The organism is Methylobacterium mesophilicum (assembly GCF_022179445.1).
Taxonomy (GTDB): Bacteria; Pseudomonadota; Alphaproteobacteria; order Rhizobiales; family Beijerinckiaceae; genus Methylobacterium; species Methylobacterium mesophilicum.
Genome location: NZ_BPQU01000131.1, coordinates 1 through 262 on the forward strand (window position 1 = coordinate 1; position 262 = coordinate 262).

Consider the following 262-nt stretch of genomic DNA (forward strand, 5'->3'; position numbering starts at 1 on the left):
GCCGCCATGGCGCCGGCCGGGTAGCGCGTCCCCGACGCAGCGCCCGCCGGCACGGCGGCCGCGATGCGGACGAGGTCGTCAGGCGAGAGCGCCACCCGCAGCGCCCCCAGATTCTCCTCGACCCGGTCGAAGCGCCGCGTGCCGGGGATCGCCACCACGTCGTCGCCCTGCGCGAGCAGCCAGGCGAGCGCCAGCTGCGAGGGCGTGCAGCCCTTCTCGCGGGCGATCTCCTCCACCCGCGCCACCAGGGCCCGGTTGGCGG

1 protein-coding gene is annotated in these 262 nt (G+C 77.9%); it reads right to left on the reverse strand.

Going from position 1 to position 262, the window contains the following annotated elements:
• Positions 1–262 (reverse strand): aldo/keto reductase (locus MFF40_RS28505; RefSeq protein WP_238263179.1); only part of this gene is annotated, 262 nt, incomplete at both ends.